Origin of the sequence: Clostridium sp. 1001271st1 H5, from assembly GCF_005845215.1 — a bacterium.
Lineage (GTDB): Bacteria > Bacillota > Clostridia > Lachnospirales > Lachnospiraceae > Enterocloster.
The window spans coordinates 54,281-69,291 of record NZ_SPHO01000009.1 but is presented as its reverse complement, the minus strand read 5'-3'; the positions used below and the strand labels follow the sequence as shown (position 1 = coordinate 69,291).

Genomic DNA, 15,011 nt, shown 5'->3' with positions numbered 1-15,011 from the left:
TGTAACAAGCACAATGAAACCTGTAAACACAGAGAATAAATGGTTATAATGCACAAATACATTACTTAATAAAATTTAGTTAAATCATAAAGCATAGGTGCATAAACTGTTTTCTCACATCAAAAAGGAGGAACAAAATGAAAAAAAGGTTATTCAGCATCCTGTTGACCGGTATGGCGGCACTGAGCCTGGCAGCCTGTACGTCCAATGGACTGGAGGCAGCATCCACCACCAATGACAATGCCAGGGAGGCGGAAGCAGGAACTGAGAAAAAGGAAGGCATCAGCGTTTACTGGGTGGGAAAGACACTGAACAACCCGTGGTGGATTTCCGTATCTGATTTTGCACAGCAGACAGCGGATAACCTGGGTGTGGACCTGACCATTGCCATTCCCCAGGAGGAGGTGGACCTGGAAAAGCAGGTGTCCATGATTGAGGCGGCCATTGAAAAGAAGGCGGATGCCATCGTGGTCTCGGCGGCCAGCTCGGACGGCGTGATTCCGGCCATCAGGAAGGCCAGGGAAGCGGGAATTAAAATCGTGAACTTTGATACGCGAATCAGCGATACAAGCGTTATAGATGCCTTTGTGGGCGGCGACGATGTGGCCGGGGCATACAAGGCAGGCAAGTACATATGCGAGCAGCTGGGCGGAGAAGGCGAGGTTGCCATTATCACAGGGCTTATGGAACAGTCCACAGGCGTTGACCGCCATGCAGGATTCATGGAGGCATGTGCCGAATACCCGGGAATCAAGGTGGTTGCGGAACAGGGAGCAGAGTGGTCCAGCGACAAGGCGGCTGACGTCACAACCAACATCCTTACGGCAAACCCCAATGTGAAAGCCATATTTGCCTGCAACGACCAGATGGCAGTGGGAATGGTCAATGCGGCCAAGGCAGCGGGCAAAAAAGCCGATGATTTAATTCTGGTGGGCTATGACGGAATCCTGGATGCAGTGAACATGACCATGGACGGCGACCTGGATGCGTTTGTGTCTCTTCCAAACCTGGACGAGGGCGCCATGGGAGTAAAGCTGGCCACGGCCCTGGTCATGAACAGCGATTACCACTATGACAGGGAAATTCTCTATGACTGTACACTGGTTACAGGCCAGTTTGTGGACGGGCTCACGGACCAGACCATTTATGAGTACGCGGCAGAACGGTTCCCGCTCAGAGGACTTACCGAGAAGGGATATTAAAATCAGGGAACAGCCGGGAAAAGGAAGGCAGGCAGAAAGCCGGGAGAAGAAAGCCGGGCGGAACAGTCAGGCAGAAAGCCAGGAAGAACAGCCCCGGAAACGGGCGGATTGGAGAAGTAAGATATGGAACATTCCAAACCTATATTGGAGTTTAAGCATATTGTGAAGGAATTTCCGGGTGTCAGGGCCCTGGACGATGTTTCCATGGACTTCTATGAGGGCGAGGTCGTCGCCCTCATGGGAGAGAACGGAGCAGGCAAATCCACGCTGATGAAAATCTTGAGCGGCGCCTATACACGGGACAGCGGGGACATTATCCTGGACGGCCGGTCCCTTCCCAAACAGTATTCCACCCTGGAGGCCAGGGGATTTGGCGTGGCAATTATCTATCAGGAGTTAAGCCTTATGTCGGAGATGAATGTCATGGAAAATGTATATGTGTCCCATGAGCCCAGGCGGGTGGGAAACCTGATTGATTTCGGGAAGATGTACAGGGATACCAGGGAGCAGCTGGTAAAGCTGAACGCGGGACATATTGACCCAAGGCGCCGGGTGGGGGATTTGTCCCTGCCGGAAAAGCAGATGGTGGAGATAGCCAAGGCACTGGCCGTGGACTGCAAGGTACTCATCATGGACGAACCCACCACCTCCCTGACCCATGAGGAGTCGGAGCAGCTATTTGAAATCATTGCAGCCTTAAAGGCCAGGGGAATCACCACCATCTACATATCCCACCGCCTGGACGAGATATTCCGGATATGCGACAGGGCAATCGTCATGAGGGACGGGAAGCTGGTGGGCTCCTCCGATGTAAAGACCAGCACGCCGGACGATGTAATTATGATGATGAGCGGCAAGGTGCTGGGCCGGCCCATGGGAGGCGGACGCACCAGACGGGATAAGGCGGGAAGCATTCCCCTTCTGGAGCTGGAGCATATAACAGACGGCGGTTTTATTCAGGACCTGAACCTGACGGTCTATGAGGGTGAGGTACTGGGAATCGGAGGACTGGTGGGGTCCAAGCGGACGGAGCTGGCCAGGATGGTATGCGGGGCAGACCCGTTAAAGGGCGGTGTGATTAAAGTCTCCGGAAAGGTCCGGCGGATTGCGAATACCAGACAGGCCATTGACGCGGGGCTGGGATACCTGAGTGAGAACCGCAAGGAGGACGGCCTGTCCCTGGGACTGAAAATAGAGGAAAATACCATCCACTGTGATATGAGGGCGGTCAGCGCCCGCGGATTCATGAACTGGAAAAAAGTCCGGCAGGTATCGGACCGTTACATAAAGATGCTTAAGACCAAGGGCACATCCGCCACCCAGGTGGTAAATTTAAGCGGGGGAAACCAGCAGAAGGTGGCCATTGCCAAATGGCTCCACGCGGGCTGCAACCTTCTCATCTTTGATGAGCCCACAAGGGGCATTGACGTGGCCGCTAAGGCAGAGATACACCAGCTAATCAGGGATTTTGCGGCCCAGAAGGGGAAAGCGGCCATTGTCATTTCTTCTGAGGTCAATGAGCTGGTGTCGGTCAGCGACCGTATCATCGTCATGTCCAAGGGCCAGATAACCGGTGAATTGGAAGCGGAAGAGATAGAACAGAACAATGTGCTCAGGCACATTACGACGAAGGGAAGGTAAATGCAGTGGATAAAGCTAAGAATATTTCATTGAAAAAACTTTTGACAGGAAGCCTGGGAACCGTTCTGGGGCTTGTCATCCTGGTAGTGGTGTTTACCGCTCTCAGCAACATATTCCTTACCCCCAGCAATATCAGGAACATACTGATTCAGAGCGGCACCAATGCCATTATTGCGGTGGGCATGACCTATGTAATCATTTCCGGAAACATTGACATTTCCGTGGGCGCCTCCCTTGCGTTGTCCTCCTGTGTGGGCGCCACCCTTATGGTAAAGACAGGCAATGTGGGACTGGGCATCACGGCGGTGCTGCTGACCGGTATCCTGCTGGGACTGTTCAACGGCAGCCTGGTGGCTTATCTGGGATTTCCTCCCTTCATCGTGACCCTTTCCACCATGTGGCTGTTCAGGGGAATGGCGTACCTGTATACGGGAGGCCAGGCAGTGGTGGGCCTTCCCCAGGGCATGACCAGCTTTGCCATGGGAAGCATACTCTACATACCCAATATTGTCTGGCTCATTGCCATTGTCTATATTATAGGGCACGTGGCCCTGCAGAAGACCACGGCGGGCCGCAAGGTTTGTGCGGTGGGCGATAATTCAGAATCTGCAAGGCTCTCCGGCATCAACGTGAAACGGGTTACATTGGCAGCCTTTGTGCTGTCGGGCTTCTGCGCCGCGCTCAGCGGCATCGTGTACATGGGACGTCTGAATTCAGGCCAGCCCATTGCAGGCCAGTCCTATGAGATGTATGCAATTGCCGCCGCTGTCATTGGCGGCGCCAGCCTGACAAAGGGCGGCATCGGAAGCATGGTGGGAACCCTGATTGGAGCCATTTTCATCTCCGTACTCCAGAATGGGCTTACCATCCTGAATGTAAACACATACTGGCAGCAGGTCTGCATGGGCGTGGTCCTTTTGCTGGCAGTGGGTCTTGACCGGTTCAGGAAGTCGGTAAAATAAAGGGGGAAAAGGAATGAACGAACTTAAGGTCCTTTCATATGACTTGAGGAAACATGTACTGGATATGATTGTCGCGGGAAAGGGAGGACATATCGGAGGCGATATGAGTGTCATGGAGATACTGGTGGAGCTGTATATGAAACAGATGAACATAAGCCCTGAGAACCAGGACCATGACACCCGCGACCGTTTTGTGCTCAGCAAGGGGCATTCCGTGGAAAGCTACTATGCGGTATTGGCAGAAAAAGGATTCTTTCCTATAGAAGAGGTTATCGCCACCTTCAGCAGGTTCGGCTCCGAATTCATAGGACATCCCAACAACAAGCTGCCTGGAATTGAGATGAACTCAGGCTCCCTGGGCCATGGCCTGCCTGTGTGCGTGGGAATGGCCATGGCGGGAAAGATGGACCGGAAGGACTACCGCGTCTATGTGGTCATGGGGGACGGGGAACTGGCAGAGGGCTCTGTGTGGGAGGGAGCCATGGCAGCCAGCCATTATCATCTGGATAACCTGTGCGCCGTGGTGGACAGAAACCGGCTGCAGATTTCAGGGTGTACGGAGGATGTTATGGGCCACGATGATTTGCATGAGCGGTTTTGCAGCTTTGGGTGGCACGTGATTGACGTGACGGACGGAAACGACATTGACCAGCTGGACGCTGCCTTTGAGGAAGCAAAGACTGTAAAGGGAAAACCGGCTGTACTCATTGCAAACACGGTAAAGGGCTGCGGCTCTCCTGTGATGGAGAATAAGGCCGGTTGGCATCACAAGGTTCCAACGCCGGAGGAATATAATGAAATCATCCGCGATTTTGAAAAAAGGAAGGAGGCCCTGCTTCATGAATAAGATACCCAACAGAAAGGCCATCTGCGATACGCTGATGGAGGCTGCGAAGGAGGACCGGGATATTGTGGTGCTGTGCAGTGATTCCAGGGGGTCAGCATCCCTGACGCCTTTTGCGGATGCCTATCCGGACCAGTTTGTGGAGATGGGAATTGCAGAGCAGAACCTGGTCAGCGTGTCCGCCGGACTTGCAAAATGCGGCAAGAAGCCCTTTGCTGCTTCCCCGGCCTGTTTCCTCAGTACCAGAAGCTACGAACAGATTAAGGTGGATGCAGCTTATTCCAACACCAATGTAAAGCTTATCGGCATCAGCGGAGGCATCAGCTATGGAGCGCTGGGCATGAGCCATCATTCGGCCCAGGACATAGCGGCCCTGTCGGCCATCCCCAATATGAGGGTATATCTGCCCAGCGACCGTTTCCAGACAGCCTGTCTGGTGAAGGCGCTGCTAAAGGATGATAAGCCTGCCTATATCCGTGTGGGCAGGAATGCGGTGGAGGATATCTATGAGGAGGCAAATGTACCCTTTGTCATGGATAAGGCCACAGTGCTTTCCAGGGGAAGTGATGTGGCAATCATTGCCTGCGGCGAGATGGTGAAGCCTGCGTTGGACGCCGGGAGGCTCCTTGGGAAATCCGGAATCAGCGCCGGCGTGATGGATATGTACTGCGTGAAGCCCCTGGACGGGGAAGCGGTCAGAGAGGCTGCCTGGGGCGCCAGGCTGGTGGTGACCGTGGAAGAACACGCTCCCTTCGGCGGGCTGGGTTCCAGGGTAAGCCAGGTGGTATCCGCATGCTGTCCCAGGATGGTGGTAAATCTCAGCCTTCCGGACGAACCTGTAATCACCGGCACATCGGACCAGGTGTTTGAACACTACGGCCTTACGGGCCAGGGGATTGCCGGTACGGTGCAGGAGCTTCTGGGGCGGCTTTAAGCGGAGGACCGGGCGGAAGGGAGAAAAAATGGATAAACAGTATCTTTTATCGGTTGACCAGAGTACCCAGGGAACCAAGGCCCTGCTGTTTGACAGGGGAGGAAACCTGATATGCCGCGGGGACCTGCCCCACCGGCAGATTATCAACGAGGCAGGCTGGGTTTCCCATGATTTAAATGAAATCTATGCCAACACCCTTAAGGTGGTGAGGGATGTGATTGAAAAGGCCGGGATTCACAAGAGCCAGGTGGCCGGACTGGGAATCAGCAACCAGAGGGAGACTTCGGCTGTCTGGGACAGGACAAAGGGCCGTCCCCTGGCGGACGCCATTGTATGGCAGTGCTCCAGGGCAAAGGATATCTGCGCCCGGGTGGAGGAATCGGGAAAAGCGGAATGGGTGCGCCGGACAACAGGAATCAACCTGTCCCCCTATTTCCCTGCCTCCAAGCTGGCGTGGTTTATGGAACATGTGAAGGAAGCGCCCCAAAAAGCGGCCGAGGGCCAATTGTGCCTGGGAACCGTGGACAGCTACCTGGTCTACCGGCTGACAGGGGGAACATCGTTCCTGACGGATTACTCCAATGCCTCCAGGACCCAGCTGTTCAATATTCACAGCCTGAAATGGGATGAGGGGCTGTGCAGCCTGTTTGGAATTCCCATGGACGCCCTGCCCAGGGTATGCGATTCCAATGCGTGGTTCGGGGATACGGACTTTGAGGGATATTTCGACGAGCCCATTCCCATCCACGGCGTGCTGGGGGATTCCCACGGCGCCCTGTTCGGCCAGGGCTGTCTTGAAAAAGGAATGATTAAGACCACATACGGCACAGGTTCCTCCATCATGATGAATATTGGCAGCAAGCCTGTCATAAGCACCCATGGCGTGGTTACCTCCCTGGCCTGGGGCATGGACGGCAGGGTGAACTATGTGCTGGAGGGAAATATCAACTATACAGGGGCTGTGATTACCTGGCTGAAGGATGATTTAAAGCTCATATCCTCTGCCTCTGAGACAGAGGAGCTTGCCGGGCAGGCCAGCGGGGAGGATACCACCTATCTGGTGCCTGCGTTTACTGGCATGGGGGCTCCCTACTGGGACAGCGAGGCAAAGGCCGCTATTGTGGGAATTACCCGCAAAACCAGAAGAGCGGAGCTGGTGAAGGCCGGTCTGGAGTGTATTGCCTATCAGATTGCAGATGTGGTGGGCGCCATGAGCCGGGATGCGGGGATTCAGATTGAAGAGCTCCGGGTGGACGGAGGCCCCACCAGGAACCGCTGCCTGATGCAGTTCCAGAGCGATATACTGGATATCCGGGTCCTTGTGCCGGATGCAGAGGAACTGTCGGGCATCGGGGCAGCCTATGCAGCCGGTCTGGCACTGGGATTCTTTGACAAAAGCATTTTCGGGAAAATGAAGCGCAGCGTGTTTGAGCCGGGGATGGACCGTGCTGTCATGCAGAGAAAGCATGAAGGCTGGAAACATGCGGTGGAAAGCGTACTGACCAGAAAATAATCATAATGAAAGAAGGGCTAAGAGATGGAAGGAACAATGAAAGTAGCAGTTATGACAGGTAAAAAGAAAATGGAGTGGAGGGAACGGGAGATTCCCCAGCCAGGCCCGGGGGAGCTTCAGATTAAACTGGAGTATGTGGGCGTGTGCGGCTCCGACCTGCATTTTTACTCAGAGGGCCGCCTGGCCAACTGGGTGCCGGAGGGCCCCCTGGTCCTGGGCCATGAGCCGGGCGGAGTGGTGAGCGCAATCGGTGAAGGCGTGACTGGTTTTGAGATTGGGGACCGGGTGGCCCTGGAGCCGGGGGTTCCCTGCGGTCACTGTGAGGACTGCCTTAAGGGGCACTACAACCTCTGCAGGTCCGTACGGTTTATGGCTATTCCCGGCGAGAAGGACGGGGTGTTTTCCGAGTACTGCACCCATGCGGCCAGCATGACCTTCAAGCTTCCGGACAATGTATCCACCATGGAGGGCGGCCTGATGGAACCCCTGGCAGTGGGAATGCACGCGTGCGAACTGTCGGGTGCAAAGCTGGGCGAGACAGCAGTGGTACTGGGGGCGGGGTGTATCGGACTGGTCACCCTCATGTCCCTAAAGGCAAGGGGAGTCAGCGAGGTATATGTGGCGGATGTGCTGGATAAGCGTCTGGAAAAAGCCATGGAGCTGGGGGCTGCCAGGGTATTTAACAGCAGGAATGAAAACATAGAGGAGTTTGTGAAAACCCTTCCGGGCGGCGGCGTGGACCAGGTCTATGAGTGCGCCGGAAACCGCGCCACCACCCTTCAGACATGCCGCCTGATTAAGAGGGCAGGTAAGATTACCCTTGTGGGTGTTTCCCCTGAGCCGGTTCTGGAACTGGATATAGCCACGCTGAATGCCATGGAGGGAACTGTTTACTCGGTGTACCGTTACCGCAACCTGTACCCCTCTGCCATCAGCGCTGTCAGCAAGGGGCTTATCCCTCTTAAGAAAATCGTATCCCATACCTTTGATTTTAAGGATGTCATCGAGGGCGTGGATTACAGCCTGAACCACAAGGACGAGGTAATCAAGGCAGTCATCAAGATGTAACGGATGCAGCAGGAGAGGAATGATAAAACAGAATATATGGTGCAGGATACATATAACCGGATGTTTCCGCTGGGGATGCCCTCCTGGCGGAAGCATCTTTTTGTTTATTTTATATATCTGGCATAAGGCCCCGGTATCCGGGTTCGCCGTATTGCGTTTGGCGCCCGCCGTACCGCATCCGCCTTTTGCCAATCCCGGCCGCCGGGTCATTGACGGAGGGTGGGGATGATGATAGAATACATATGATACAGTTCAGAACGAAAGAGACGGCAGTGCACACGGCCGCCGGGAGGGAATGAATATGAATCATGTGGTAGTGGACCCGGTGAAAATGGAGCAATATGCATTTGTCCTGGAGGATGCCTATGATGAATTCTTTGAGGTGGATGGGGCGGAAGGGACTCTTAAGCCTATTTTTCTGACTCCGGGAAAGGGTGCTGCGGTTTCCGAAACAGGAGATATGGAGGTCCGGGCAGCGGCGGAGGCATTTGTCCATGAGGAGGACAGGGCCGGTTTCCTGGCATTGTTCAGCCCCCAGAGCCTGGATGAGGTTTGCAGCCATAAAATCAGGAAACAGGCGGAATTCCGGAGAAAGCAGCCGGACGGACGGGAAAGCTGGGTCAGAGGCATTCTTTTTTCCAATGACGCCTGCGGCAGGGATAAGGCGCTGTTTTACACCGTGGATATTGAAAGCCGCAATGCCGCCAGACTTATGCAGCTGAACCGTGATTTGTTCGGTGTGTTCCTGGATGCCTATATCGGGATTGCGCAACTGGACCTGGACCAGGGAATCGGGACAATCATCCAGTGCATCCCCATGCCGGATTTGGCGCTGCGCTCCTTTAAGTGGGGACGGATGATAGGATATTTGTGCAGTACGGTTATTTACCCAGGGGACAGGGATATATTTGCAGGTACCTTTTCCCTTAAGCATATGCGGGAGGTGTGGGGATACGGGCATAAGAACATGTCCCTGGAGGTCCGGTATTCCCAGGATGGAGAGAACTTCCGGTGGGCGGAGGTCAACGCCATGCTGTTCAGGCAGGAGGACATGCCGGACAAGGTATACCTGGCCATGCGGGATACCAGCGAACAGCATCTGCTGAAGGGAATCGTGGAGCGGTATGTCTACAGCCACTGCGACTATTTTATCTATCTCAATGCCAGGAACAACAGCTATGTCATGTTCAGCAGCAAGGGAGACGGCACGCCTCTTCCGCCTGAACACTGCGATGATTATGAGAAGGCCATTGAAATATATGTAAGGAAGTACATAGCCCCGGAGGACCAGGAGCTGGCAATCCGGGAGATGCGCATCAGCCGCGTACTGGAGGAGCTGGACCGGACAGGGGAACACAACTTTTACTGCGGCGTCATGGACGCTGAACGCGGATATACCCGCAAGAGGCTGCAGTATCTTTACTATGATAAAGAGAGCCAGATGGTGCTGATGACAAGGACCGATGTCACAGACATTTATCTGGAACAGAGGCGGCAGAACAAACTGCTGCAAAGGGCTCTCATGCAGGCGCAGACCGACCCTCTTACGGGCCTCTACAACCAGGCGGTAAAGGAGATGATTTCAGAACGTCTGGAAGGGGAGGATGGGACAGCTGCGATTCTGTTTATGGATTTAGACAATTTTAAGGTGATTAACGACACCCTGGGCCATATCAAGGGGGATTTGATGCTTCAGGAGGTGGCCGGGGTCCTTAAAAAGACACTGAGGGCCTCTGATTTAAGCGGGCGCGTGGGAGGGGACGAGTTCATTGCCCTGCTCCATCCGGTCAGCTCGCCTGCCGGTGTGCGCCAGTGTGTCCAGAGAATATGCACCTCTGTCCGCAGCGTGATGGACAGGGATTTCCAGGATTTTTCCGTCACATGCAGCATCGGCATAGCTATGTATCCGGCTGATGGGATAAATGTTGCCTCCCTGGTGGAAAAAGCGGATAAGGCGGCATATGCAGTGAAGCGCAAGGGCAAGAATGGATTTGCATTTTATTCGGATTTGTTATAGGATGGGGCGGTGTTTTTAGTAATCCTCATGCGGGGCTGCAGCCGGTCCTGGATGCCGGTTGCTACAGATTAAGGGAGGATTTAAATGAAAAAATGGTCGGCAGAAGAAGTAAGGGAGTTTGCCAGAAGCATTCTTTCTTCGTATTTCTGTGAGAGCGATGTGGAGCTTCTGATATCCACATTTGCGGATGATATCATATGGCTGGGCGGCGGAAAGATGCAGAAGGCAGAGGGGCGTGACGCCGTGGCAGCCTGGTTCCGGGAGGGGAAGGATGAACTGTCGCCCTGCAATATGTTTGATGAGCAGTACGAGGTTATGGAGATGGGGGACGGCCTGTGGCTCTGTGAGGGCGTCAGCGAGCTTGAATCAAAGGAAGGCACGGGAGTCTACCTCAGGATACAGCAGAGGATTACCTTTGTTTTCAGGGAAAAGGGGGACGGACTGGAAACAATCCATATCCATAACTCCATACCGTTCAGTGAACTGAAAGAGGATGAACTGTTTCCGGCGGAATCAGGAAAGCGCACCTATCTGGAGCTGGAGGGGGAGCTGCGCCGCCGTGAGCAGGAATACGTGCAGCAGGCCCGGTTCTTAAGCCAGCTGTACAATTCAGTGCCCTGCGGCATCATACAGTTTGAACGGGGAGAAGGCCACCGGATTGTCAATGTGAACCGGATGGGATGGGAGCTTTACGGATACAGCTCCGAGGAGGAATACAGGCGTGAGGTGAAGAATCCCTTCCAGATGGTTCAGGATGAGGATAAGGACTGGATTGAAGGCATCATAGCCGGACTGGCGCTCAATGGGGATACGGCATCCTATATACGCCATACCTTTCTGCGGGACGGAAAACAGATATGGGTCAGCGTTATCATGGGCCGGATTGTCAATGCGGACGGCCAGGAGGTTATACAGGCTGTATTCACGGATGTGACGGATATAAAGCAGCTGGAGCTGGAACAGGAAAGGCAGCAGCTCATAGAGAACCGTTCCCTCAGGGCGGCCATCTGTACGGCCTATCCCCTGATTATGAGCCTGAATCTTACAAAGGATACCTATAATTGTTTTATTGAGGACCAGGATTCCCTGCTGTCCAAACGTCACGGCGGCTATACGGAGATGATAAACGGGAGCCTGCCCAATGTATACCCGTCCTATCAGGAGGATTTTGCAGCGTCCTTTGCCAGGGAGAACATCCTGGCCAGATTTGCTGCGGGAGAACGGGATGTTTACATGGAGCTGCAGGAAATGGGGAGTGACGGTGAGTATCACTGGCTGTCCGTTCAGATTATTTATGTGGAGAATCCCTTTAACGATGATGTGCTGGCCATTGGCTTGGTAAAAGTGCTGGACAGCCAGAGGGCGGAGCAGGCGCGGCAGGAGCAGCTTCTCCGGGATGCCCTGGCATCGGCCAAGGCTGCAAACCAGGCTAAATCAGATTTTCTGTCCAGAATGAGCCATGACATCCGCACACCCATGAATGCCATAGTGGGCATGAGCACCATCGGCCAGCTGAAGCTGGATGACAGACGGAGTGTCCAGGATTGTTTCTGCAAGATTGACGCCTCGTCCAGGTACCTGCTCTCCCTGATTAACGACATCCTGGATATGTCCAAGATAGAGACAGGTAAAATGGAACTGGCCCACGAATACTTTGATTTTACGGAGCTTATGGGCGAGGTGGACCAGATTATATATCCCCAGGCCGAGGAACGCCGGATTGATTATGTGATTTACCACAAAGAGCCGTTGGAGCAATTTTATATCGGGGACCCGCTGCGCCTGAAGCAGATTCTCATGAACCTGCTGTCCAATTCCCTTAAATTCACTCGGGCCGGAGGGAAAATACAGATTCAGATAGAGGAAACGAAGAGGACCAACGGATTTTCATACCTGATGTTCCAGGTGAAGGATACCGGCATCGGGATGTCCAGGGAATTCCGCAAGCGCCTGTTCATGCCCTTTGAACAGGAAGCGTCGGAGACAGCCCGCAACAACATTGGCAGTGGTCTGGGCCTTTCCATTGTATACAATCTGGTCCAGCTCATGGGAGGCAGCATTGAGGTTGAGAGTGAGAAGGAGAAGGGCTCCATGTTCACGGTCACTCTTCCCTTTAAGCTGGCTGAGGATGACCAGGAGATGGAGCGCCAGAGAAAGAAGCGTGAACTGCTGAAGGGACTGGCTGTGCTGGTGGTGGATGATGACCCGCTGGTGGGGAGCCAGGCCACGTCCATCCTTGAAAAGGCCGGAGCCCATTCCCTGTGGGTGGATTCCGGGTTCAGGGCAGTGGAGGAGGTGCAGCGCCTGCTGGCGGAGAACAGGCATTATGACATTGCCATGATTGACTGGAAGATGCCGGATATGGACGGCGTGGAGACAGCCAGGCGCATCCGGGCCATGGTCGGGCCGGATACCACCATCATCATGATTTCCGCCTACGACTGGAGCCGGATTGAGGATGAGGCCAGAAGCGCAGGGGTCAACTGTTTTATCTCAAAGCCCCTGTTTGGAAGCACCATATACGATGCCTTTGCCCAGGCAGTGGACCGGGGGCAGGAGGAGACAGCGCAAAAGGAACGGGAGGACTTTGCAGGCTGCAGGGTGCTGCTGGCGGATGACAATGAGCTGAACCGGGAAATCGCCAGGACCCTCCTGGAGATGCGGGGCATGGAAGTGGAAACAGCAGAGGACGGACAGGAGGCAGTGAACCTGTATCGGTCCAGGGGGGCCGGGTATTTTTCCGCGGTGCTCATGGATATCCGCATGCCCCTGATGGATGGACTGGAGGCTACCAGGACTATCCGGGCCATGGAGGGTGACGGTATGGGCAGCATCCCCATACTGGCCATGACGGCCAATGCCTTTGAGGAGGATAAGGCCAGGGCATTTGAGGCAGGGATGAATGGATATCTGGTAAAGCCTCTGGATATGGAGGCAGTGCTGGATGAGCTGAAAAAGCATTTATAAAAGTGGGATTATGGGCGGTTAGGTCCATCCTGAACAGGAGAGGTGCCGGACAGGCTGCTGCCGGCCGTCTCCACGTCAATTTCATGTATCAGATTCACCATCTCAATGGCTCCCGCAGCGCAGTCATAGCCCTTGTTGCCTGCTTTTGTCCCGGCCCGTTCAATGGCCTGCTCAATGTTCTCCGTGGTCAGCACACCGAACATGACCGGGACTCCTGTGGCAAGGGAGGTATGGGCAATGCCCTTGGAAACCTCACTGCACACATAGTCGTAATGGCTGGTGCTGCCCCGGATGACGGCGCCCAGACATATGACGGCGTCGCAGCGCCCGCTGGCAGCCATACGGGAGGCAATGAGCGGAATCTCAAAGGCGCCCGGAACCCAGGCAACTGTGATATTGTCCTCCGGCACCTCATGGCGGGTCAGACAGTCCAGGGCCCCGGACAGGAGCTTTGAGGTGATGAATTCGTTGAAACGGGAGGCAACAATGCCTACCCTTATTTTTTTTGGAACAAGCTTTCCTTCTAATATATACATGGCGGATTCTCCTTTTCTGTGTCTGTGATAACTGGCTGTTTAAACGGTGGTGCATCATAGTGATACACTTTTATTTTATATTTTAATAATGCATGAAATGCCCCATGCGCTGTTCCTTTGTCTTCAAATAGAACAGGTCGTGGTCCGTGGGGGCCATCCGGATGGGAACACGTTCTCTGATATCCAGGCCAAAGCCGGAGAGCTGGTATACCTTATCCGGGTTGTTGGTCAGCAGCCGCAGTGTTCTGGCACCCAGGTCCCTTAATATCTGGGCGCCTATGAAATATTCCCGCAAATCCCCCGGAAATCCCAGAGCCAGGTTGGCGTCCAGGGTATCCATGCCCTGGTCCTGGAGTTCATAGGCCCGGAGTTTATTGAGAAGGCCGATGCCCCTTCCCTCCTGGCGCATGTAGAGAAGCACGCCCCTGCCTTCCTGTTCAATCCGGGACATGGCGGCTGCAAACTGCTGTCCGCAGTCGCAGCGCAGGGAGCCAAAGGCATCGCCGGTCAGGCATTCCGAGTGGACACGGCACAACAGGTCCTGTCCGTCCCCAATCTCTCCTTTTACTAAGGCCACATGATGTTCACCATTCAGCAGATTCCGGTAGCCGTAAGCCTTAAAGGTGCCGTAACGGGTGGGCATACGGGTCACGGCCGCGCATTCCACCAGCTTGTCGTGCTGCTTGCGGTAGTCCTGCAATGCCTTGATGGTGGTGATTTTCATATTCCATTGCACGGCGCATTGAAGGAGCTGGGGCATGCGCATCATGGTTCCGTCCTCCTTCATGATTTCACAGCAAAGCCCGCATTCCCTGAGACCGGCCAGGCGCATCAGGTCAACGGTGGCTTCGGTATGGCCGTTCCGTTCCAGCACACCGTTTTTGCGGGCTGTCAGAGGAAACATGTGGCCCGGCCGCCGGAAATCTTCAGGGCGGGCCTGGGCACTGGCGCACTGCCTGGCTGTCACGCCCCGTTCGGCTGCGGAAATGCCGGTGGTGGTGCTGACATGGTCAATGGACACGGTAAAGGCTGTTTCATGGTTATCGGAATTGTGGGATACCATCTGGGGGAATTTAAGCTCTCTGCACAGCTCCATGCTCATGGGCATACAGATAAGGCCCCTGCCGTGTACGGCCATGAAATTCACGTTTTCCGTGGTGGCGTACTGGGCGGCGCAGATAAAGTCGCCTTCGTTTTCCCTGTCTTCATCGTCTGTTACCAGTACGATTTTACCCTGGCGCAGGTCCTCCAGCACTTCTTCTATGGTGTTGAATCCTTTTATGGCATTGAGTTCTTCCATGGTTGTTAGTCCTCCTCTTGTTTTTAA

General features: G+C 54.4%; 11 protein-coding genes. 9 read left to right on the top strand and 2 right to left on the bottom strand.

Annotated elements, in window-relative coordinates; all coding sequences use genetic code 11:
* Window positions 1-137: 137 nt before the first annotated feature.
* The 9 genes from FGS84_RS14960 (at window position 138) to FGS84_RS14920 (ending at window position 13,148) form a co-directional block, all read left to right on the top strand.
* On the top strand, window positions 138-1,202 hold the full coding sequence (locus FGS84_RS14960) for a sugar ABC transporter substrate-binding protein (RefSeq protein ID WP_138309348.1): 1,065 nt from the start codon (window positions 138-140) through the stop codon (window positions 1,200-1,202).
* Window positions 1,203-1,325: 123 nt separating this feature from the next.
* Complete coding sequence (locus tag FGS84_RS14955) at window positions 1,326-2,843, top strand: sugar ABC transporter ATP-binding protein (protein ID WP_138309347.1); 1,518 nt, start codon at window positions 1,326-1,328, stop codon at window positions 2,841-2,843.
* Window positions 2,844-2,848: 5 nt separating this feature from the next.
* Window positions 2,849-3,805 carry an ABC transporter permease gene (locus FGS84_RS14950; protein WP_138309346.1) on the top strand — a complete coding sequence of 319 codons (957 nt, stop codon included), beginning with the start codon at window positions 2,849-2,851 and terminating at the stop codon, window positions 3,803-3,805.
* A gap of 13 nt (window positions 3,806-3,818) precedes the next feature.
* Window positions 3,819-4,652 (top strand): transketolase, encoded by an 834-nt coding sequence (locus FGS84_RS14945; RefSeq protein WP_138309345.1) that lies wholly within the window; start codon window positions 3,819-3,821, stop codon window positions 4,650-4,652.
* Window positions 4,645-5,583 carry a transketolase C-terminal domain-containing protein gene (locus FGS84_RS14940; protein WP_138309344.1) on the top strand — a complete coding sequence of 313 codons (939 nt, stop codon included), beginning with the start codon at window positions 4,645-4,647 and terminating at the stop codon, window positions 5,581-5,583. Before FGS84_RS14945 ends, FGS84_RS14940 begins: the two co-directional genes overlap by 8 nt.
* 28 nt (window positions 5,584-5,611) lie before the next feature.
* On the top strand, window positions 5,612-7,096 hold the full coding sequence (locus FGS84_RS14935; protein WP_138309343.1) for a glycerol kinase: 1,485 nt from the start codon (window positions 5,612-5,614) through the stop codon (window positions 7,094-7,096).
* Window positions 7,097-7,120: 24 nt separating this feature from the next.
* On the top strand, window positions 7,121-8,164 hold the full coding sequence (locus tag FGS84_RS14930; protein ID WP_138309342.1) for an NAD(P)-dependent alcohol dehydrogenase: 1,044 nt from the start codon (window positions 7,121-7,123) through the stop codon (window positions 8,162-8,164).
* A gap of 301 nt (window positions 8,165-8,465) precedes the next feature.
* Complete coding sequence (locus FGS84_RS14925; RefSeq protein WP_138309341.1) at window positions 8,466-10,181, top strand: GGDEF domain-containing protein; 1,716 nt, start codon at window positions 8,466-8,468, stop codon at window positions 10,179-10,181.
* A gap of 84 nt (window positions 10,182-10,265) precedes the next feature.
* The gene (locus tag FGS84_RS14920) at window positions 10,266-13,148 is read left to right on the top strand and encodes a response regulator (protein ID WP_138309340.1); all 2,883 of its coding nucleotides are present in this window, start codon (window positions 10,266-10,268) and stop codon (window positions 13,146-13,148) included.
* 8 nt (window positions 13,149-13,156) lie between these two features.
* Here the strand turns inward: FGS84_RS14920 and ribE are convergent, their stop codons facing one another.
* Together ribE and FGS84_RS14910 are read right to left on the bottom strand one after the other, a co-directional pair.
* Window positions 13,157-13,684: a 6,7-dimethyl-8-ribityllumazine synthase gene (gene ribE / locus FGS84_RS14915; RefSeq protein ID WP_138309339.1), complete on the bottom strand. Its 528-nt coding sequence runs from the start codon at window positions 13,682-13,684 to the stop codon at window positions 13,157-13,159.
* 82 nt (window positions 13,685-13,766) lie between these two features.
* The gene (locus FGS84_RS14910) at window positions 13,767-14,966 is read right to left on the bottom strand and encodes a bifunctional 3,4-dihydroxy-2-butanone-4-phosphate synthase/GTP cyclohydrolase II (RefSeq protein ID WP_138309503.1); all 1,200 of its coding nucleotides are present in this window, start codon (window positions 14,964-14,966) and stop codon (window positions 13,767-13,769) included.
* Window positions 14,967-15,011: the final 45 nt, after the last annotated feature.